This window comes from Streptomyces finlayi, from assembly GCF_014216315.1.
Classification (GTDB): domain Bacteria; phylum Actinomycetota; class Actinomycetes; order Streptomycetales; family Streptomycetaceae; genus Streptomyces; species Streptomyces finlayi_A.
On sequence record NZ_CP045702.1, the window covers coordinates 3,723,470 to 3,743,243 of the forward strand.

A 19,774-nucleotide genomic window follows, 5' to 3' on the forward strand; every position below is an offset into this window, starting at 1 on the left:
CGCCCGAACAGGCACAACAGCCATCCATGCCGCAGGAAAGCGACCTTCCGGACCTGGCTGACGCAGTCCGTACACGCAGTGCGATGATGACCTCGCCATGTCTATGCCCGTCGCACGAGCTGGAGCCGGTCTGCGGCTCATGAGGGCCGCGGTGTTCACCGCGGTCTGCGTCGTGCTGTCCGCGGCAGGGCATGCGCTCGCCTCGTGCGCGACCGTCCCGTGGTGGACCTTGCTCGCCGGTTTCCTCGGCCTCTTCGCGGTCATGGTTCCGCTCGCCGGGCGCGAGCGGTCCCTCCCGTCGATCGTTGTGGCGCTCACCGGCGCACAGCTCGTCCTGCACGTCCTCTTCGGACTGGGCAGCCACGGCACGGGCACCACGACGGCGTCCGCGGCCCGGACGGACAGTGACGCGCTCATCCGCTTCGCCGCCGGACTCGTCTGCGGCGAGGGGCCGTCCGGGCTGAGCGCCGCCGAGGCCCACCGCATCGTCACGGCCGCGGGTATCGACCCGTCGACCCTGGCCCAGGGCCACACGCACGCCGCGGCGGACGCCCCGACCGGCCTCGCGGGACTCGCGGCCTCGTCCGGCATCCTGCCGAGTCTGCCCATGTTCCTCGGGCACTTCCTGGCCGCACTCGTGACCGGCTGGCTGCTGCGCCGGGGCGAGGTCGCTCTGTTCGGTCTCACCCGCCTCTCGGTGCAGAGCGCCCAGGAGTTCGCGGCCGGCGCCCAGCTGCGTGCCCTGCGCGCCGCGCTCGCGCTCGTACGCGCCCTGCTCGTCGGCCTTCCCGGACGGCGGACGACCGGGCCGCTCCTTCCCCGTACCGCCGCCGACGCACCCGCGCCCGCCACCGGGGACCCCTTGCAGCACATGGTGATCAGGCGCGGGCCTCCGGCCGTATACGTACGCGCAGCCTGACGCGACACCCTGCGCCGGAACACTCCGGCGTGGCCCGGATCCCCGGGAGAAAAGGTGTCGCGATGCCGTCGCGCACCGGCGCGCCGGACCACCCTTTTCCTCCTGCCTGTGGAGATTCCTGCCATGAACGTTTCACGCATCGCCCTCGCCGGCGGCGTCGCCGCGTCCACCGTCCTGCTGCTCGCCGGCCCCGCGGCCGCGCACGTCAGCGTCCAGCCGCAGGGTGAGGCCGCCAAGGGCGGCTACGCCACCATCAACTTCAAGGTGCCGAACGAGCGCGACGACGCCTCCACCATCAAGATCGAAGTGAACTTCCCGACCGAGCACCCGCTGTCCTCGGTCAGCCCGCAGGCGGTACCGGGCTGGAAGATCAAGGTCGACAAGGCGAAGCTGGACAAGCCCCTCGACGTGCACGGCAAGAAGATCACCGAAGCCGTTTCGAAGGTCACCTGGACCTCGGACGGCAGCGAGATCGCCCCGGGCTACTTCCAGCAGTTCCCGCTCTCGGTCGGCCAGCTCCCCGAGGACACCGACCAGATGGTCTTCAAGGCCCTCCAGACGTACGACAACAAGGAAGTCGTCCGCTGGATCGAGGAGCCCACCGCGGACGGCGAGGAGCCCGAGAGCCCGGCCCCCGTGCTCAAGCTGACCGCCGCCGCGGCCGACGCGCACGGCGCCGCGGCCTCCGACGACAAGAGCGCCCACGCGACGGACGACAAGTCCACCGAGGACACGAAGGCGTCCGACGCCACGGCCTCGGCCGACACCAGCGACAGCACCGCACGGATCCTGGGTGTCGTCGGCATCGTCGTAGGCGTCGCCGGGGTCGCGTTCGGAGTTCTCGCGGGCCGCCGCCGCACCGTCTGACACCCGAAGCAGCACTCGCACCACAGACCAGGAAACAATTCTCCATGCGCACCAAGAAGACGATGCTGGCCGCGGCGCTCGCCGCCGCGGCCGCACTGACGCTGTCGTCATGCGGCAGCGGGACCGACTCGGCCAAGCAGCCCGTCGCCGATGTCTCCATGGACACCAGTGACAAGGCCGCGACCGTACTCGACCAGCCGTTCACCAAGCCCGACCTCGTCCTCACCGACACGCACGGCAAGAAGTTCGACCTCCGCGAGCAGACCAAGGGCAAGCCGACGCTCATCTACTTCGGCTACACCCACTGTCCCGACGTCTGCCCGCTGACCATGAGCAACATCTCGCTCGCCAAGCGCGCCCTGCCCAAGGCCGACCAGGACAAGCTCCAGGTCGTCTTCGTCACCACAGACCCCGAACGCGACACCCCGTCGTCCCTGGGCAGCTGGCTCAAGGCCCAGGACCCCACCTTCATCGGACTCACCGGCGACTTCCCGACCATCCAGGCGGGCGCCCGGCAGATCGGCATCGGCATCGACCCGCCGAAGGCGGAGAAGGACGGCACCGTCGTATCGATGCACGGCGCCCAGGTGGTCGCGTTCTCCCCGAAGACCGACAAGGGGTACGTGCTGTACGGCGAGGACACCACGTCCGACGACTACACGAAGGACCTCCCGAAGCTGATCACGGGGGCCACCCCGTGAACCGCCGCTCCGCTCTCGTCGGCGTCCTGGCCCTCACCACGGGTCTGACGCTGGCGGGGTGCTCCTCGGACAGCAAGCCGGAACTGAAGGTGACCGGTGCCTTCATGCCGCAGCCCGTCAGCGACATGGCGGCCGGGTTCCTCGTCGTGAAGAACAGCGGGGAGGCGACCGACCGGCTCACCTCCGTGACCAGTCCGCTCTCGGACAACGTCACGATCCACGAGACGAGGAACCGGACCATGCGCATGGTCAGTTCCTTCGAAGTGCCCGCCGGCGGCGAACTGCATCTTGAACGCGGTGGCAAACACATCATGTTCATGAAGCTCAAGCAGCGGCCCAAGCAGGGCGAGAAGATCTCTCTGGAACTGCGTTTCGAGAAGGCCGGCCCCATCACGGTCGACGTTCCCGTCAGGGAGACCACCTACAACCCGAAGAAGCAGTGAGGGACTGACGCACCATGACAGCCACCGCCCCGCGCTTCGCGCCGCACCCGATACGCCGGCCGCTCGCCGCCCTCGCGCTCCTCGCCACCCTGACCGGCCTGTTGTTCGGCCTGGTGCTGGCGGGCGCGAGCCCCGCGTCCGCGCACGCCGCCCTCACCGGGAGCGACCCGCAGTCCGGGGCGGTGGTCGACACCGCACCCGAGGAGGTCACGCTCACCTTCTCCGAGCAGATCGCCGTCGGCGACGACTCGATCCGCGTCCTCGACCCCCAGGGACGACGCGCGGACGACGGTGCGCCGCGCGAGGTGGGGAGCGGTGGAGCCGTCCAGTACGGCGTCCGGCTCCTCGCAGGTCTGCCCGACGGCACCTACACCGTGGCCTGGCAGGCGGTCTCCGCGGACAGCCACCCGGTCGCCGGTGCCTTCACGTTCTCTGTCGGCGCCCCCTCGGACACCACCGTCGCCCTGCCTTCGGGCGGGGCCGGCGACGGACTGGTCGGCACGCTCTACGGCATCGCGCGCTATGCCGCGTACGCCGGGTTCATCGTGCTGGCGGGTGGTGCGGCCTTCGTGCTCGCCTGCTGGCGGCGGGGTGCGGGCGAGCGTCCGCTGCAACGCCTGGTCGTGCGCGGCTGGCTCACCCTGACCGCGGCCACCCTGGCCATGCTGGTGCTGCGCAGCCCGTACACCGGTTCCGGCGAACTCTCGGACGTCTTCGATCTCAACGGGCTGCAGGCCGTGCTCGACACCAAGCCGGGGGCCGCTCTGGTCTCCCGGCTGCTGCTGCTCGGGGCCGCCGCGCTCTTCGTCGCCGTCCTGTTCGGCGGGTACGCCAGACGTGAGGACGAGACGGAGCGGAAGGACCTCACCTTCGGGCTCGCCATCGGCGGCACGGTCGTCGCCGCCGGGATCGCCGGCACCTGGGCCCTCGCGGAGCACGCGTCGACCGGCATCCAGCCGGGCATCGCCATGCCGGTCGACGTCCTGCACCTGCTGGCCGTCGCGGCCTGGCTGGGTGGCCTCGTCACCCTTCTGGTCGCCCTGTACCGGACGCCCTCGGTCGAGAGCTCCGCCGTACGACGCTTCTCCCGGGTGGCGTTCGTGAGCGTGGTGGTCCTCGCCGCCACCGGGATCTACCAGTCCTGGCGCCAGGTCGGTTCCTGGTCGGCGCTGACCGGTACGCAGTACGGGCAGCTCCTGATCGTCAAGGCGGCCCTGGTGGCCCTCCTTGTCGGTGTCGCCTGGATCTCCCGCCGCTGGACCTCCCGGCTTACGGAGAGCGCGCAGAGCACGGAGAGCACAGGGAGTACAGGGAGCGCCGAGAACGCCGCGGATTCAGCGGACGACGCGGAGGGGGGCGCGTCGGCCCCGGTGACGGCGGGAACGGATACCGAGGACGTCACCCCCGATCGCGCCGCCCAGCTCGCCCGTCAGCGTGCCGCCCTGACGGCGACCAGGAAGAAGCGTGTCCGCGACGCCGATCCGGGCCGCTCGGGACTGCGGCGCTCGGTACTCACGGAGACCGCAATCGCCGTCGTCCTGCTCGCGGTCACGACCGTGCTGACCTCCACCGAGCCGGGGCGTACGGAGGAGGACGCCTCCCGCGGTGCGGCTGCGGCGGCCGTCCCGGCGAACGGGACCCCGGTCAATCTGAGCATGCCCTTCGATACCGGCGGCCGGAACGGCAAGGGGACCGTACGGCTGGACTTCGAGCCCGGCCGTGTCGGCGCCAACCAGCTGCACATCTGGGTCAAGGGGGCCGGCGGAAAGCCGCTGGACGTCCCTGAGGTGAAGGTGGCCCTCACGCTGAAGTCCAAGGACATCGGCCCGCTGCCGGTCGTCCCCGACCACCTCGCCGACGGCCACTGGACGGCCGACGGCATCCAGATCCCGATGGGCGGCGACTGGACGATCTCCGTGACCGTACGGACTTCGGACATCGACCAGACGACCATCGACAAGAACGCCAAGATCGGCTGAGCAGGTTGAGCAGGTTGAGCAGGAACATGAAGGACGAGGCCCCGAAGGCCGCGAGAAGCGACTCGGACACGGGTGCGGCCGGTGCCGCGGGTGCGGTCTCCAGGCGGCGGCTGCTCGGCACCGCCGGAGCCGCGGGAGCGACCGGCCTCGTGCTGGGCGCGGCGGGTGGTGCCGCCGCGTACGCCGGTATGCGCGCCGATGACCCGGTGGCGCTGACCACCGTCGGATCGACCCGGGCAATGTTTCACGGGAAACATCAAGCGGGGATCACCACTCCGCTTCAGGCCCGCGGCCATCTGATCGCCTTCGACCTGGCCCCCGGCGCCGGACGCAAGGAAGCCGCCGCGCTGATGCGCCGCTGGTCGGCCACGGCCGAGCGGCTGATGGCGGGCCGGCCTGCCGGCGACAGGGACGGTCACGACACGGGAATCGCGCTGGATGCCGGGCCGTCCTCGCTGACGGTCACCTTCGGCTTCGGCCGCACCTTCTTCGAACGTACGGGCCTGACCGGCCGTCGGCCCGCCGGTCTCGACCCGCTGCCGCCGTTCTCCTCCGACCACCTGGACGCGAAACGCTCCGACGGTGACCTCTGGGTGCAGATCGGTGCCGACGACGCACTCGTCGCCTTTCACGCGCTGCGCGCCCTCCAGAAGGAGGCCGCGGCAACGGCCCGGGTCCGTTGGCAGATGAACGGCTTCAACCGCACCCCCGGTGCCACCGAGCAGCAGAGGACCGCCCGCAATCTGATGGGCCAGATCGATGGCACCGGCAATCCGAAGCCCTCGGACAGCGACTTCGACCAGCGGATCTTCGTGCCGTCGAGCACGGGGAGCGACGGTGCCTCCCCCGGCTCCGGTCCGGAGTCCGACTGGCTGGCGGGCGGCTCGTACGCCGTCGTGCGGCGCATCAGAATGCTCCTCGACGACTGGGAGAAGCTCCCGGTGGAACGGCAGGAGCGGGTCATCGGGCGCCGCAAGGCGGACGGCGCCCCGCTCAGCGGCGGGACCGAGACGACCGAGATGGATCTCGACAAGGCAGGCCCGGACGGCCGCCTCCTGATCCCGGACAACGCTCACTCCCGGATCTCCTCCCCCGAGAAGAACGGCGGCGCGGCCATGTTGCGGCGCCCCTTCTCGTACCACGACGGCATCGCGGCGGACGGCACCCCCGACGCCGGGCTCCTCTTCATCTGCTGGCAGGCGGACCCCTTCCGGGGCTTCGTACCGGTGCAGCGCAAGCTCGACCGGGGTGACGCACTCTCACCGTTCATCCGGCACGAGGCCAGCGGTGTCTTCGCGGTACCGGGCGGTGCCGCCAAGGGGGAGTACGTGGGACAGCGGCTGCTGGAGTCCTGACGGGCTGCCCGGCCGCATCCTGAGACGGCGCGGCCCCGTGCGTACGGCACATTAGGGTGACCGTATGTCAGCCACGCGCTACGCCTATCTCGGCCCCGAGGGCACCTTCACCGAGGTCGCCCTCCGTACGCTCCCGGAAGCCGCCACCCGCGAGCTCGTCCCGATGGTCTCGGTTCCGGCGGCCCTGGACGCGGTGCGCAGCGGTGAGGCGGCAGCAGCGCTCGTACCGATCGAGAACTCCGTCGAGGGCGGGATCACCGCGACGCTCGACGAGCTGACCACCGGCGAGCCGCTCATGATCTACCGCGAGGTGCTGCTCTCCATCACCTTCGCGCTGCTGGTGCGTCCCGGGACCAAGCTGACCGACATCAAGACGGTCACCGCGCATCCGGCCGCGCAGCCGCAGGTACGCAACTGGATGGCGGCCCACCTGCCGAAGGCCGTGTGGGAGTCGGCGGCGTCCAACGCGGACGGCGCGCGGCTGGTCCAGGAGGGACGGTACGACGCGGCGTTCGCCGGGGAGTTCGCCGCGGCCACCTACGGCCTGGAGCCCCTGGTGACCGAGATCCACGACGCCGAGAACGCCCAGACGCGCTTCGTTCTGGTGGGCCGCCCGGCGCGCCCGTCGGCGCCGACCGGTGCGGACAAGACCTCCGTGGTCATCTGGCTCGGCGACGACCACCCCGGTGCGCTCCTCGAACTTCTCCAGGAGTTCGCGGTGCGCGGGGTCAACCTGATGCTGATCCAGTCCCGGCCGACCGGTGAGGGCATCGGCAACTACTGCTTCGCCGTGGACGCCGAAGGGCACATCGCCGACCGGCGGGTCGGTGAAGCCCTCATGGGGCTGAAGCGCGTCTGCCCGAACGTGCGCTTCCTCGGTTCGTATCCCCGGGCCGGAGTGACGGCCGCGGACGTGCGCGCTCTGCGAGCGGGGACCTCGGACACGGACTTCACGGAGGCATCCGACTGGCTGGCCCGCAGCCAGGACGGCAGGGGCTGAGCAGAAACTCAGCAGAGGGGCTGGGGCTGAAGCGGTTCCGAGGCAGGTCATGCAGCAGGTCCTGAAAGGGTCCTGAAGCGGGTTCCTGAAGCAGCCTCCAGGGCATGGGGCCCACGGCGGTTTCCACCCGCTGAACCACCCCCGGTGGCGCCCCCGCCAGGCGCCCTGTGCGTTACGCACCGGTCCTACCTGCAGATTTTCATTTGCCCACAGAGTTATCCACAGGATGGCATCTCGACCTGGGGACAAGTCGACACCGTAATGCGACATGGTCGACAAATCGGCTCAGTGTCAATAGATCCGTCCACAGGGTCACAGGTCGCCGCGTGTCACCCCAATTGCATTGATCAACTCTCCCAAGCATCGAATTCCCACCCGAATGAGTGTGTGAGCTGCGTTTGAACGGGGACTCCATGAGCCTTCATGTGGCTTTCGGACGATCTCTTCCGGTGTCCACAGATCTTCCTCACACCCTGTGGATAACTAATTCGAACCGCACCCACCTGTGGACAACACGAGAACCTCCACCCTCAACTCCCGCCCCGCGCAGGCGCGATGCGTCAAGAGGGACGGGCGGGTTGAACCCTTTTCGGCGGAATGGGCTTGTTTATTGACCGCACCGGCCCACCCCGGTCCGGCGATTCCCCTCCAGCATTACCAATTGCGGCAATTCGGGCAAAGTGACACGCTCGTCGATATCGGTTCGAGCGGGGGAACCCCACACCGGTAGCCTTGAGGGGTGATTGACCTTCGCCTGCTCCGTGAGGACCCCGACCGTGTTCGCGCCTCCCAGCGCGCCCGTGGAGAGGACGTCGCGCTCGTCGACGCCCTTCTCTCCGCCGACGAGCTGCGCAGGTCGTCCGGCGTCCGCTTCGACGAACTCCGCTCCGAGCAGAAGCAGCTCGGCAAGCTGATCCCCAAGGCAACCCCGGACGAGCGTGCCGAGCTGCTGAAGAAGGCCGACCAGCTGAAGGCCGAAGTAAGGGCGGCCGACGCCGCCCAGGACGAGGCCGACGCCGCGGCCAAGCGGCTGCTCCTCCAGCTCGGCAACATCGTCCACGAGGACGTTCCCGTGGGCGGCGAGGAGGACTTCGTCGTCCTCGAGACGCACGGCACCATCCGCGACTTCGGGGCCGAGGGCTTCGCCCCGAAGGACCACCTTGAGCTCGGCGAGGCGCTGGGCGCCATCGACATGGAGCGCGGGGCCAAGGTGTCCGGCTCACGCTTCTACTACCTGACGGGTATCGGCGCACTGCTGGAACTCGCGCTCGTCAACGCCGCGATCGCGCAGGCCACCGAGGCCGGCTTCATCCCGATGCTGACGCCCGCGCTGGTCCGCCCCCGCGCCATGGAGGGCACCGGCTTCCTCGGCCAGGCGTCCGCGGACGTCTACCACCTGGAGAAGGACGACTTCTACCTGGTCGGCACCTCCGAGGTCCCCCTCGCCGCGTACCACATGGACGAGATCGTCGAGGCCGACAAGCTGCCCCTGCGGTACGCGGGCTTCTCGCCCTGCTTCCGCCGCGAGGCCGGCACGTACGGCAAGGACACCCGCGGCATCTTCCGCGTCCACCAGTTCGACAAGGTCGAGATGTTCTCGTACGTCGATCCGGCGGACGCCGAGGCCGAGCACCGGCGGCTCCTCGACTGGGAGAAGCAGTGGCTCACCTCGCTGGAGCTGCCCTTCCAGGTGATCGATGTCGCCTCGGGCGACCTGGGGGCCTCGGCTTCCCGCAAGTTCGACTGCGAGGCGTGGATTCCGACGCAGGGCAAGTACCGCGAGCTGACCTCCGCCTCCAACTGCGACGGCTTCCAGGCACGCCGCCTCTCCGTCCGGATGCGCGACGGCAAGAAGGTCCAGCCGCTGGCCACGCTGAACGGCACGCTCTGCGCCGTACCGCGCACGATCGTGGCGATCCTGGAGAACCACCAGCTGGCCGACGGTTCGGTGCGGGTCCCCGAGATGCTGCGCCCGTACCTCGGCGGCCGTGAGGTCCTGGAGCCGGTCTCCAAGTGACGGCCTTCCCGTACAAACTCGTCGCCACCGATCTCGACGGCACGCTGCTGCGTGACGACGGCACGGTTTCCGGACGCACGCGCGAGGCGCTGGCCGCAGTCACCGCGGCCGGCGCGGCGCACATCATCGTCACCGGACGTGCCGTCCCGTGGACCCGGCACATCCTGGACGACCTGGGCTACGAGGGCCTCGCGGTCTGCGGTCAGGGCGCGCAGGTCTACCACGCGGGCGAGCACAAGCTGCTGACGTCGCTCACCCTGGACCGGCAGCTCGCCGGTCTGGCGCTGTCCAAGATCGAGGCGGAGATCGGCCCGCTGGCGCTGGCTGCCAGCCGTGACGGCCTCGAAGGCGAGGTCCTGGTCGGACCCGGTTACCGGGTCCAGGACGGGCCGCTGCCCGCCGTCTTCGTGGTCGATCCGGCCGAGATGTGGACCGCTCCGCTGAACAAGGTCTACATCCAGCATCCGGAGCTCGGCGACGACGCCCTGACGAAGGCCGCCCGGGAGGCGGTCGGCAGTCTGGTGGACGTGGTCATGGCAGGTCCGGGCGTGGTGGAGATCCTGCCACTGGGGCTGAGCAAGGCGACCGGACTGTCCCTGGCGGCCCGCCGACTGGGCCTGAAGGCGGCGGACACGCTGGCCTTCGGTGACATGCCGAACGACATCCCGATGTTCGGCTGGGCGCGGCAGGGTGTGGCCATGGCGAACGCGCACGACGATCTGAAGGCCGTGGCCCACGAGATCACCGCGTCGAACGAGCACGACGGCATCGCCGTGGTGCTGGAGGAGCTCCTCAGGACAGGGCGCTCCTGACGCACCGGGGAGCCGAGCGGCCCTTCGCGGCCGTCGGCGTCCCACGGAACGTCTGCCGGTATCCGCGGCGGAGGATGCGCGGATCGAACGCGCGCGGGGTTCGCGACCCCGACGACGGCTTAGCAAGCCGCTGCCTTACCACTCGGCCAATCCTCCGGGCGGGTGGCCGCGCGCAAGCGCGTGAAGGGCCACCCGGGGGGCCTGCTGCAAGCGGTCCCGCACGGTACCCGACGTGGCTACTGCGGGACGGGTCGCGGACCACCCTGCGGGGAACTCGACGGACTCGGACTCTCGGTCATCGTCGCGCTCCTTCCCGTCCTCGGCGTACGTATCCGTGCGCGCTGTCCCCACTACTGTGCCGCGCGGCACGCCTCCTGTGCCACCGATTTACTCGCGGTCCGCGCCCTGCGGGGCGGGACCGCGAGCAGTCGGTGCCGGTCAGCGCGGTCAGCCGCGCAGGTCCTTCAGCTGCTGGGCGAGACCGTCCATGCGCGCGTCGATACGGACGAGGTCCTGGGAGACGTCCGAGAGCTTCACGCTCATGGCGCCGACGACCTCGTACGTGACGTCCAGCTTCCGGTCGAGGCCGTCGAGCCGCTCCGACATCCTGCCGAGCACCGGGCCGAGCTCCTGGAGCGCGCTGCCGACGTCGGCGAGGCAGCCCTCGATACCGGTGACGCGCCGATCCAGCGAGCGGTACGCCACCTGTAGCTCCTCCTCGGCGTCGAGGAGGTACGTCCGTACGCATCGGGCGATGTCGCTGTCGCGAAGAAGCATGGCGGCGTTGAGTACGGTTCTGCGGGTGTACAGCGTGAGCTGGGTGGCAGCCTGTGGATAACTTTCACCCTCATCCCCCGCCCATAGGGACATCATGTCCCTATGGAAGGTTCGCAGGTCAGCGCCCCGCAGCAACGTGAGACCGTTCTCCTCCAATTCGGCTCGGTGTCGCTGGGTCACCTTCTTGACGGCTTCTGTGGATACTTCGAAGTAGCGAGCGACATCCTCTGTGCGAACGTGAATTCCGTCCGGGAGCATGACAAGACTCTTGATCTTGTCGAGGGCGTCGACGCGCCCCATCCGCTCGACGCGCAGGGCGCGTGATTCGAGCAGGGCGACTTCCGTGGGCATGGGCATGCCTTTCGTACGCGGGAACGGCGATGGACGGCCCTGTCCCCGGGCTTCAGGGGCGGAGGACGCTCACGGTTGCCACTCACTCGATGACCGACCCGGCCGGCACTGCCTCACCGGTGTCGGCGATCCCCGAATTCACGAAAGCTCGACGCCACAGATTCTCACTTCCTCCACGCACCCTGACCAACGAGCCGATAAACGTACAGTTTCGCGTACCACTGTCCGTTCATAGGACGCAGAACAACCCCCGCCCATCGGACGGGGGTTGCACCGTTGCGGAGCGGTCGCTCACTCCTCGCCGGCGAGTTTCAGTGCCCGCAGTTTCTGACCCGCGTACCAGGTCGCGGCCACCGTGATGCCGGCCAGCAGCACCGTCGCCAGCGGCAGCCCGACGTCCGAGGTGATCACACCGTCCCCACTCACCTTCTGGGCGACCGCGAGAGACCACTGCTGCACACTGAGCGTCCGCGCACCCGGCACCAGGCTGCCGAAGAGCGCCTCCCACACGAGCGCGTAGACCAGACCGAAGACGACCGCGTGCCGGCTGACCGTGCCGAGCAGGAGGAACAGCGCGCTGTACGCGATCGAGGCGACCAGCGCCGCGATCGTGTACGCCACCGCGATCTGCTGACCGTTGCCGTTGAGGATCAGGCCCGCGAGCAGGGTCGGCAGGGCCGAGAAGACCATCGTGACGGCGATGGCCACGGTCAGCTTCGTGACGATGATCGTCGGGCGTTTCACCGGCTTGGCCAGCAGGTAGACGATCGAACCGTCGTCGATCTCCGGCCCGATGGCCCCGGTTCCCGCGATGACACCGATCAGGGGAACCATCGTGGCCAGGGCGAAGCCGCCCAGCACATTGGCGGCGACCTGGTCATCGGCCCCGGCGAACACCCGGACCGCCACGGCGATCACGATCAGCAGCACGGGCAGGATGAACAGAACGGCGGCCCGGCGCCGGCCGAGCAGGGCCCGGTAGGTGAGCCGAGCGACTGTGGGGTCGTACATGACGCTTCACAGCTCCTTTCAGGCCACTACTCAGGCCGCTACGAGATAGGAAAAGACCGATTCGAGGGACTCGTCGGACGGCGAGACGGTCAGCAGCCGGATGCCGTGTTCCCGTGCCACCCTCGGCAGCAACGCGGTGAAACGCCCGAAGTCCACGGCCTGGATGCGCAGAGCACGTTCGCTCAGGTCGACCTCGATGCCCGCGGTGGACGGGTCGGCGATGAGCGCCGAGGCGAGCGCGCGGTCGTCGCTGGAGCGTACGAGATAGCGGTGCGGCCGGTCCGTCATCAGCCGGCGGATGCGCCGGAAGTCACCGGACGCCGCATGGCGGCCGGCCACGATCACCTCGATGTGCGAGGCCAGTTGCTCGACCTCTTCGAGGATGTGCGACGAGAACAGGACCGTACGGCCCTCCGCTCCCATCCGCCGCAGCAGCTCCATGAGCTGCATGCGCTGACGCGGGTCCATCCCGTTGAACGGCTCGTCGAGCAGCAGTACGGACGGTTCGTGGACCAGCGCGGACGCCATCTTCACGCGCTGGCGCATGCCCTTGCTGTACGTCGAGATCTTGCGGTCCTGGGCGTGTTCCATTTCGACGGTGGCCAGGGCCTCGCGCGCGGCCTCGTCGCCGAGACCCTGCAGTTCGGCGTTGGCGACGACGAACTCGCGGCCGGTCAGGAAGTCGTACATCCCTTCCCGCTCGGGGACGATGCCGATCTCCTTGTAGACCGTCTCGTTACGCCAGATCGCTCTGCCGTCGAGCGTGACCGTGCCCGTCGAGGGGGCGAGGAATCCGGCCATCATGTTGATCAGCGTGGACTTGCCCGCACCGTTCGGGCCGAGCAGGCCCGTCACACCCGGGCCCACCGTCATGCTGACGTCGTTGACGGCGACCACGTTGCCGAACCAGCGCGAGGTGTGGTCGATCTCGATGGTGGTCACAGCCCGACCTTCCGGTAGCGGCGCATCAGTACGGCGTAAGAGCCGGCGACGAGCGCGAGAACAACGATCAGATACGCCACTCCGGCGCCCGCCCCCGGGCCTTCCCCTCCGGGGAAGGCGGAGGTCGCGCCGAGGAACGCGGTCTGGACACCGTCGATCAGCGTGATCGGCGAGAAGAGCCCCAGCCATGGCACCGCGCCGGTGGACCCCGTCTCCCAGGCGATGGCCTGGACGGTGGAGACCGCGCCGTAGGTGATGGTCAGTACGGCGATCACCGCAGCGACGCCGAAGCCGCGACGCGGGGTGAGAGCCGCCATCACCAGGCCGAGACCGGCGAACAGGACGGACAGCAGAGCCACCGACACCAGCCCCTGCCCGAAGCCCTTGGTCTGGGCGACGAAGTCGAACTCCGCGAGCAGCGCTCCCGCGTACAGGATGACGAGCGGTGCCGCGGTGAGGATGAAGAGCGCCGACGCCATGGCCGCGTACTTGGCGACCACGTAGTCACCGCGTTCGATCGGCCGGGAGAAGTACAGGGGGATGCTCTTGAACCGCAGGTCCCTGGAGACGGACTGCGGTGCCTGGGCGGCGATGAACAGCCCGATCACCGCCTGCAGGTAGATCGCGAAATCCGTGTACTTGACGGGCAGTTTCGTCATGCCGGGGGTGGCGATGGCGACGGCCACGATGATCAGGGCGACCAGGCACATCACCCCGCACAGCAGCATCGGGAGCACCTTGGACTTCGCGGAGCGGCCGAGTCCGAACGAGCCCCTGAGGGACTGCGAGAAGAGCGAGCGGCGCGCATAGGCGCGTCCCAGGCGCGGACCGTCGTAGGAGCGGTATCCGATGTTGTGGATGCGGGAGCTGTCGCCCCCGGTCACGGTCCCGGTGTCGGTGCTCATCACGAACCGTTCCCCTTCTGCGTTGCGGCGCCGACGGACGCGGCGGGTGCCGCGGGAGCCGCTTGCGGCGCCTCTTCGGTACGGAAGACCTCGGCGATGTGGTGACGCCGCTGTTCCATCCGTACGAGGCCGAGTCCGAGCCCGGCGACGCTGTCGCGGACGATGTCGTACGTCTCCTCGCCGGCCGCTTCGACCAGGAGGATGTGGCCCGCCCCCGGCAGCCCCTCCACGTCGAGGCCGTCGAGGCCGATCAGCGGGACTCCTGCTCCGGTGAGGACCTTGCGCAGTGCGGCGGTGCCGTCGGGGTGGGTGTCGCTGTCGGTGACCTCGACCGCGAGGGTGGTGGTGGTCTGGGTGAAGTCGCTGGTGGAGCTCGACCGCAGCAGGCTGCCGCCGTCGACGACGACCACGTGGTCGCAGGTGCGCTCGAGTTCGCCCAGGAGGTGGGAGGTGACGAGCACGGAGATGCCGAAGTCGGTGTGGATGCGGCGGATCAGACCGAGCATCTCGTCGCGTCCGACCGGGTCCAGGCCGTTGGTCGGCTCGTCGAGCAGGACCAACTGCGGGTCGTGGACGAGTGCCTGGGCCAGCTTCACCCGCTGCTTCATGCCGGTCGAGTAGCCACCGATGGGCCGGTAGCGCTCCTCGTACAGACCGACGTGGCGCAGCGTGTCGGCGGTGCGCTCGCGCGCCGCCGTGGGAGGCAGGCCGGACATCCTGGCCATGTGCACGACGAACTCGGTCGCCGACACGTCTGGGGGCAGGCAGTCGTGCTCGGGCATGTATCCCACGCGCTCCCGGATGGCGGCGCCACTGGTGGCGACGTCGAGCCCGAGCACCGCGGCCCGGCCCTCGGTGGCGGGGGACAGACCCAGCAGGATCTTGATCAGTGTGGACTTGCCGGCCCCGTTGGAACCCACCAGGCCGGTTACGCCGGGTCCGATGTCCAGGGTGAGCCGGTCAAGCGCGGTCACCCGGGGGAACCGCTTGCTCAGGCTTTCGGTCACGATCACAGTCACGTCTTCGAAGGTAGTGGCGCGGACCACAGCGGTCGTCAGACCTGGCGGCTGGATCCGCGTCCGACTCCAGGCGTACGGACCCGTAGGGGGGACCTCACAAGGGAGGACGTCAGGATTCCGGTCCGCAGGGCTCCCAGGTCGTCCGCAGACCCCCGGTGTAACCCTGTCCACAGGTCAGGCACACCCCTTGACGTAGCCGCCGGACATTGTCACATTCATCAGTGTCACGTTACGGCCACGTACCGCGCACGTCAGGGAACGGACGGTTGCATGACCTTCGCAGCGAAGGACGGAAAGGCCCCGGAACTGCGGGGGTTCAGAGAAGTGCAGCGCCTCGCGTACGACTGCGCGGAGGCGGTCGCCGCCCAGCTCAGGCCGGGGGTGACGGAGCGCGAGGCGGCGCGGATGCAGCGCGACTGGCTGCGTGAGCGCGGTGTGCGGGACTGGTTCCATCTCCCGTTCGCCTGGTTCGGTGACCGCACGGCGTTCGCGGGCTTCAAGGTGCCGCTGCAGTTCTTCCCGACCAGCCGGAAGCTCGAACCGGGCATGCCGTTCATCCTCGACATGGCCCCGGTCCACAAGGGGTTCACCGCCGACATCGGCTACTCCGGCTGCCTCGGACTCAGCCCTCTGCACGACAGGCTGCTGGCCGATCTGGAAGCGCACCGCGAGCTGATCCTGCGCGAGGTCCGTGAGCGGCGCTCCCTGCGCGAGATCTACGAGGACGTGGAGCGCCTCATGATCCGGCAGGGGTACGCGAACCGGCACCGGGCGTATCCCTTCGGGGTCATCGCCCACAAGGTCGACCGGGTCACCGAAAGACGCTGGTCGCCGCATGTCTTCGGATTCGGCACGCAGTCGCTCAAGGGGCTGGCGAGCGACGCCCTGCACGGCCACCGGGACGGCTGGTCGCCGCTGTGGAGCCCGTACCGCTTCTCCGACCACCTGCCGCGGCCGGGGCTGTGGGCGGTCGAACCGCACCTCGGGTTCCGGGGTACGGGCGCGAAGTTCGAGGAGATCCTGGTCGTCACTGATTCAAAGGATCCCGAGCAGAGCGCGTTCTGGCTCGACGACGATCTGCCGCACGTGCGGCGCTGGGCAGAGGAGAAGGTGACGGCGTGAAGCTGCGTGAAGCGCGCGAGCGCTGGGTCAGTACGGGCGGCATCGAGCTGTGCGTCGCCGAGCTGGGCGACGTCTCCAGGCCGACGGTCGTGCTGGTGCACGGATACCCGGACAGCAAGGAGGTCTGGTCGGAGGTGGCGTCACGGCTGGCCGATGAGTGGCACGTCGTGCTGTACGACGTGCGCGGCCACGGCAGGTCGACGGCGCCCTCCCCCCTGCGGGGCGGTTTCACGCTGGAGAAGCTCACGGACGACTTCCTGGCGGTGGCGGACGCGGTGAGCCCCGACCGGCCGGTGCACGTGGTGGGACACGACTGGGGTTCGGTGCAGGCGTGGGAGTTCGCCACCGTCAAGCGGACCGAGGGGCGGATCGCCTCCTTCACCTCCATGTCCGGGCCCTCGCTCGACCACTTCGGTCACTGGATCAAGCAGCGCATGAGCCGGCCCACACCGCGCAGGGTCGGCCAGTTGCTGGGTCAGGGCGCCAAGTCCTGGTACGTGTACATGCTGCACACGCCGGTCCTTCCGGAGCTCGCCTGGCGCGGTCCCCTCGGAAAGCAGTGGCCGCGGATCCTCCAGCGCATGGAGAAGGTCCCCGCGGACGGCTATCCGACACCGTCGCTGCCCCAGGACGCCGCGCACGGCGCCTGGCTCTACCGTGACAACGTCCGGCCCCGGCTGCGCAGGCCGCGGACCGACGCGTACGCACATGTCCCGGTCCAGCTCATCACACCGACCGAGGACTTCTTCCTCTCGGAATCGCTTTACGACCAACTGGAGCTCTGGGCTCCGCAGTTGGTGCGCCGTGCGCTGCCGGCCAAGCACTGGGTGCCCCGGACCAGGCCGGACCAGCTGTCCGCCTGGATCAGTGAGTTCGTAGCCGCCAACGAGGCGGCGCGGCAGGGCGGTCTGCCGGTTCAGGGCACCTCGGCGACCGGGGCGTACGCCGACCGGTTCGGCGGGCAACTGGTCCTGGTGACGGGGGCGGCCGGGGGGATCGGCCGTGCCACGGCCTTCGCGTTCGCCGAGGCGGGCGCCCGGGTGGTGGCCGTGGACCGCGACGGGGAAGGTGCGGCCCGGACGGCGGAGATGGCTCAGCTGATCGGCTCACCCGCCGCGTGGGGCGAGACGGTCGACGTCAGCGACGAGCAGGCGGTGGAGAAGCTCGCCGAGAAGGTCGCCCGGGAGTACGGGATCGTCGATGTCCTGGTGAACAACGCCGGGATAGGCCTGTCCGGCTCCTTCCTGGACACGACGAGCGAGGAATGGAAGAACGTCCTCGACGTCAATCTGTGGGGTGTCATCCACGGCTGCCGGATCTTCGGCAAGCAGATGGCGGACCGAGGCCAGGGCGGCCACATCGTCAACCTGGCGTCCGCCGCGGCCTTCCAGCCCTCGCGGGCCCTGCCCGCGTACAGCACGTCCAAGGCAGCCGTGCTGATGCTCAGCGAGTGCCTGCGGGCCGAGCTGGCGGAGAAGTCCATCGGAGTCAGCGCGATCTGCCCCGGCATCGTCAACACGAACATCACGGCGACCACGCGGTTCGCCGGTACGGACGCGACGGAGGAAAAGCGCCTCAGGAACCGGACCGGTCGGCTCTACGGCCTCCGGAACTATCCGCCGGAGAAGGTCGCCGACGCGATCCTCAAGGCCGTGGTCCGCAATCAGGCCGTCGTGCCCGTCACCCCGGAAGCCCGGGGCGCACGGCTGCTGTCCCGGGTGAGCCCCGGGGTGCTGCGCGGCATCGCCCGTCTGAAGCCGCCGCTGTGACCGGCGGCGGGGCCGGGGGTGGCGGCGGACCGTCGGCCGCGGAAGGCCGGCCGGACGCCGAGTACCGGATCGAGGACCTGGCCCACGCCAGCGGCGCCACGGTCCGCACCATCCGCGCCTACCAGGACCGGGGGCTGCTGCCCACGCCGGAACGGCGCGGCCGGGCCAATGTCTACCGGTACACGCACCTGGCCCGGCTGCGGCAGATCGCGGACCTCCTGGAGCGGGGCTACACCCTGGCCAGCATCAAGGAACTGCTGGAGGCGTGGGACGCCGGCCGCGGTCTGGGCGGTGTGCTCGGGCTGGTCGCCGAAGTGCAGGGCCCGTGGACCGATGAGGAGGCGGGCCGGATCTCCCGCGCCGAACTGGACACGCGGTTCGGATCGACGCAGGACGACACGGCCGTCGACGAGGCCGTGGCTCTCGGCGTACTCGAACGCGTCCCGGGAAAGGAGGACGAGTTCCTGGTGCCGAGCCCCCAAGAACTGTCCGTGGCAGCCGAGTTGTACGCGGCGGGCGTGCCGTTGTCCGCGATTTCCGGCCACCTCAGAGAACTTCGGGGCCAGGTCGAGCACATCGCCTCGCGCTTCCTGGAGTTCACCACGGAGCACGTCTTCGCCCGCTATCTCGGGCACAGCCCGCCGACGGACGCGGACGCGGCGGAGGCGGCGTCCATGGTGCGACGGCTCCGCCCGCTCGCCCAGCAAACGGTCGACGCCGAACTGGCCCGTGCGATGCGGATGTTCGCCACCCGCCACCTGAACCACCACCTGGGCTCCGAGGCACTGAACGACGACAGCTCGCCACGCCCCGTCCTTCTGCCCGCCGGGACAGTGCGCTCCGTCCAGGCGCTGGTTGGGCCTGAGCGGGTGGAGGCGTTCGTGGCGGCGGCCACGGAACGCGAGGTACAAGCCCGCACATTGGACATTCTTGCCGCATCCCACCCAAAGGGTAAGTAAGTTGATCAAATTCCGCTTTTAGTAAGTGTCTTGTCCACAGAATTGCCAATCCGCCTGTGGATAACCGCAGTTGGCTGTGGATCAAACCTCGTGCCGCCTGTACTCCCGAAGAAATCGAGGAATCGAGGAATCGAAGAAATCAGGGTGCGCCGGGAGGAGCGCCGGAGGCATCCTGGCCGGATGGACGACCAACGTGCCGTCAGCGTGTCGAAATTCCTCTCGCGTCACCTCAGACATCAGCCGGAGCTCATCGGCCTCACGCTCGACGCCCAGGGCTGGGTACCGATCGACGACCTCCTGCGCGCGACCGCCCGACAGGGATTCGCCCTCACACGAGGCGAGCTGGAGCACGTGGTCGCGGCCAACGACAAACAGCGCTTCGCCGTGGACGGCGACCGCATCCGGGCGAGCCAGGGACACAGCGTCCCCGTGGAACTCGGGCTGCCTCCTGCCGAGCCGCCCGCGTACCTCTACCACGGCACTGTCGGCCGTGCCCTGGCCCGGATCCGCGCGGAAGGTCTGCGCCCCATGGACCGCCACCATGTCCACCTCTCGCCGGACCGCGGAACCGCGACCCGCGTCGGTGCGCGCCGGGGCCGTCCCGTCGTCCTGTCGGTGGACGCGGGGGCGATGAACCGGGCGGGCCACGTCTTCCACGTCAGCGCCAACGGGGTCTGGCTGACCGACGCCGTACCACCGGCATTCCTGCGCCTGCGCGACTGAGGCGCTCACGCCTTACGGGCGCCCCGTGGCAACGCGCCAGGCTGCCCAGACCCTTGCGGAGATCGTCGAGATTCATGACCGGCCTGACCTCGGCCCCGGCCTG

18 protein-coding genes and 1 tRNA gene are annotated in these 19,774 nt (G+C 69.4%); 13 read left to right on the top strand and 6 right to left on the bottom strand.

All coding sequences use genetic code 11. The features are described from left to right. Nucleotides 1-97 precede the first annotated feature (97 nt). The 9 genes from F0344_RS17225 (at nt 98) to F0344_RS17265 (ending at nt 10,093) form a co-directional block, all read left to right on the top strand. A complete protein-coding gene (locus F0344_RS17225; RefSeq protein ID WP_185299631.1) occupies nt 98-919 on the top strand; it encodes a hypothetical protein in 822 nt (273 codons plus the stop codon). Nucleotides 920-1,042: 123 nt separating this feature from the next. Next, nucleotides 1,043-1,786, top strand: coding sequence for a YcnI family copper-binding membrane protein (locus F0344_RS17230; protein WP_185299632.1), 744 nt, complete (start codon nt 1,043-1,045; stop codon nt 1,784-1,786). Nucleotides 1,787-1,848: 62 nt separating this feature from the next. Further along, nucleotides 1,849-2,487 carry an SCO family protein gene (locus F0344_RS17235; protein ID WP_374940155.1) on the top strand — a complete coding sequence of 213 codons (639 nt, stop codon included), beginning with the start codon at nt 1,849-1,851 and terminating at the stop codon, nt 2,485-2,487. After that, entirely contained in the window at nt 2,484-2,930 is a 447-nt protein-coding gene (locus tag F0344_RS17240) for a copper chaperone PCu(A)C (RefSeq protein ID WP_185299634.1), read from the top strand. The genes F0344_RS17235 and F0344_RS17240 overlap by 4 nt, the downstream gene beginning before the upstream one ends. Before the next feature lie 14 nt (nt 2,931-2,944). Next, nucleotides 2,945-4,909, top strand: a complete 1,965-nt coding sequence (locus F0344_RS17245; protein ID WP_185299635.1) for a copper resistance CopC/CopD family protein — start codon at nt 2,945-2,947, stop codon at nt 4,907-4,909. Between the two features lie 26 nt (nt 4,910-4,935). After that, nucleotides 4,936-6,264, top strand: coding sequence for an iron uptake transporter deferrochelatase/peroxidase subunit (efeB, locus tag F0344_RS17250; protein ID WP_185302735.1), 1,329 nt, complete (start codon nt 4,936-4,938; stop codon nt 6,262-6,264). Between the two features lie 64 nt (nt 6,265-6,328). Further along, nucleotides 6,329-7,264, top strand: a complete 936-nt coding sequence (gene pheA / locus F0344_RS17255; RefSeq protein ID WP_185299636.1) for a prephenate dehydratase — start codon at nt 6,329-6,331, stop codon at nt 7,262-7,264. 739 nt (nt 7,265-8,003) lie between these two features. Next, entirely contained in the window at nt 8,004-9,281 is a 1,278-nt protein-coding gene (serS, locus tag F0344_RS17260; RefSeq protein ID WP_185299637.1) for a serine--tRNA ligase, read from the top strand. Beyond that, a complete protein-coding gene (locus F0344_RS17265) occupies nt 9,278-10,093 on the top strand; it encodes an HAD family hydrolase (protein ID WP_185299638.1) in 816 nt (271 codons plus the stop codon). The genes serS and F0344_RS17265 overlap by 4 nt, the downstream gene beginning before the upstream one ends. A gap of 68 nt (nt 10,094-10,161) precedes the next feature. Here the strand turns inward: F0344_RS17265 and F0344_RS17270 are convergent. From F0344_RS17270 to F0344_RS17295, 6 genes are all read right to left on the bottom strand, one after another. Next, a tRNA-Ser gene (locus F0344_RS17270) sits at nt 10,162-10,249 on the bottom strand. 291 nt (nt 10,250-10,540) lie between these two features. Then, entirely contained in the window at nt 10,541-11,221 is a 681-nt protein-coding gene (locus tag F0344_RS17275; RefSeq protein ID WP_185299639.1) for a hypothetical protein, read from the bottom strand. Nucleotides 11,222-11,512: 291 nt separating this feature from the next. Next, nucleotides 11,513-12,232 (bottom strand): ABC transporter permease, encoded by a 720-nt coding sequence (locus F0344_RS17280; RefSeq protein WP_185299640.1) that lies wholly within the window; start codon nt 12,230-12,232, stop codon nt 11,513-11,515. Between the two features lie 30 nt (nt 12,233-12,262). Then, nucleotides 12,263-13,174, bottom strand: coding sequence for an ABC transporter ATP-binding protein (locus F0344_RS17285; protein ID WP_185299641.1), 912 nt, complete (start codon nt 13,172-13,174; stop codon nt 12,263-12,265). Then, nucleotides 13,171-14,079, bottom strand: a complete 909-nt coding sequence (locus F0344_RS17290; RefSeq protein ID WP_185299642.1) for an ABC transporter permease — start codon at nt 14,077-14,079, stop codon at nt 13,171-13,173. Before F0344_RS17290 ends, F0344_RS17285 begins: the two co-directional genes overlap by 4 nt. After that, the gene (locus tag F0344_RS17295) at nt 14,079-15,092 is read right to left on the bottom strand and encodes an ABC transporter ATP-binding protein (protein ID WP_219732185.1); all 1,014 of its coding nucleotides are present in this window, start codon (nt 15,090-15,092) and stop codon (nt 14,079-14,081) included. The genes F0344_RS17290 and F0344_RS17295 overlap by 1 nt, the downstream gene beginning before the upstream one ends. A 276-nt stretch (nt 15,093-15,368) precedes the next feature. Here F0344_RS17295 and F0344_RS17300 point away from each other — a divergent pair, with 276 nt between their 5' ends. From F0344_RS17300 to F0344_RS17315, 4 genes are all read left to right on the top strand, one after another. Continuing rightward, nucleotides 15,369-16,220, top strand: coding sequence for a M24 family metallopeptidase (locus tag F0344_RS17300; RefSeq protein ID WP_185299644.1), 852 nt, complete (start codon nt 15,369-15,371; stop codon nt 16,218-16,220). After that, nucleotides 16,217-17,989: an SDR family oxidoreductase gene (locus F0344_RS17305; RefSeq protein WP_185299645.1), complete on the top strand. Its 1,773-nt coding sequence runs from the start codon at nt 16,217-16,219 to the stop codon at nt 17,987-17,989. Before F0344_RS17300 ends, F0344_RS17305 begins: the two co-directional genes overlap by 4 nt. After that, complete coding sequence (locus F0344_RS17310) at nt 17,986-18,948, top strand: MerR family transcriptional regulator (protein ID WP_185299646.1); 963 nt, start codon at nt 17,986-17,988, stop codon at nt 18,946-18,948. The genes F0344_RS17305 and F0344_RS17310 overlap by 4 nt, the downstream gene beginning before the upstream one ends. Before the next feature lie 180 nt (nt 18,949-19,128). Beyond that, nucleotides 19,129-19,671, top strand: coding sequence for an RNA 2'-phosphotransferase (locus F0344_RS17315; protein WP_185299647.1), 543 nt, complete (start codon nt 19,129-19,131; stop codon nt 19,669-19,671). Nucleotides 19,672-19,774: the final 103 nt, after the last annotated feature.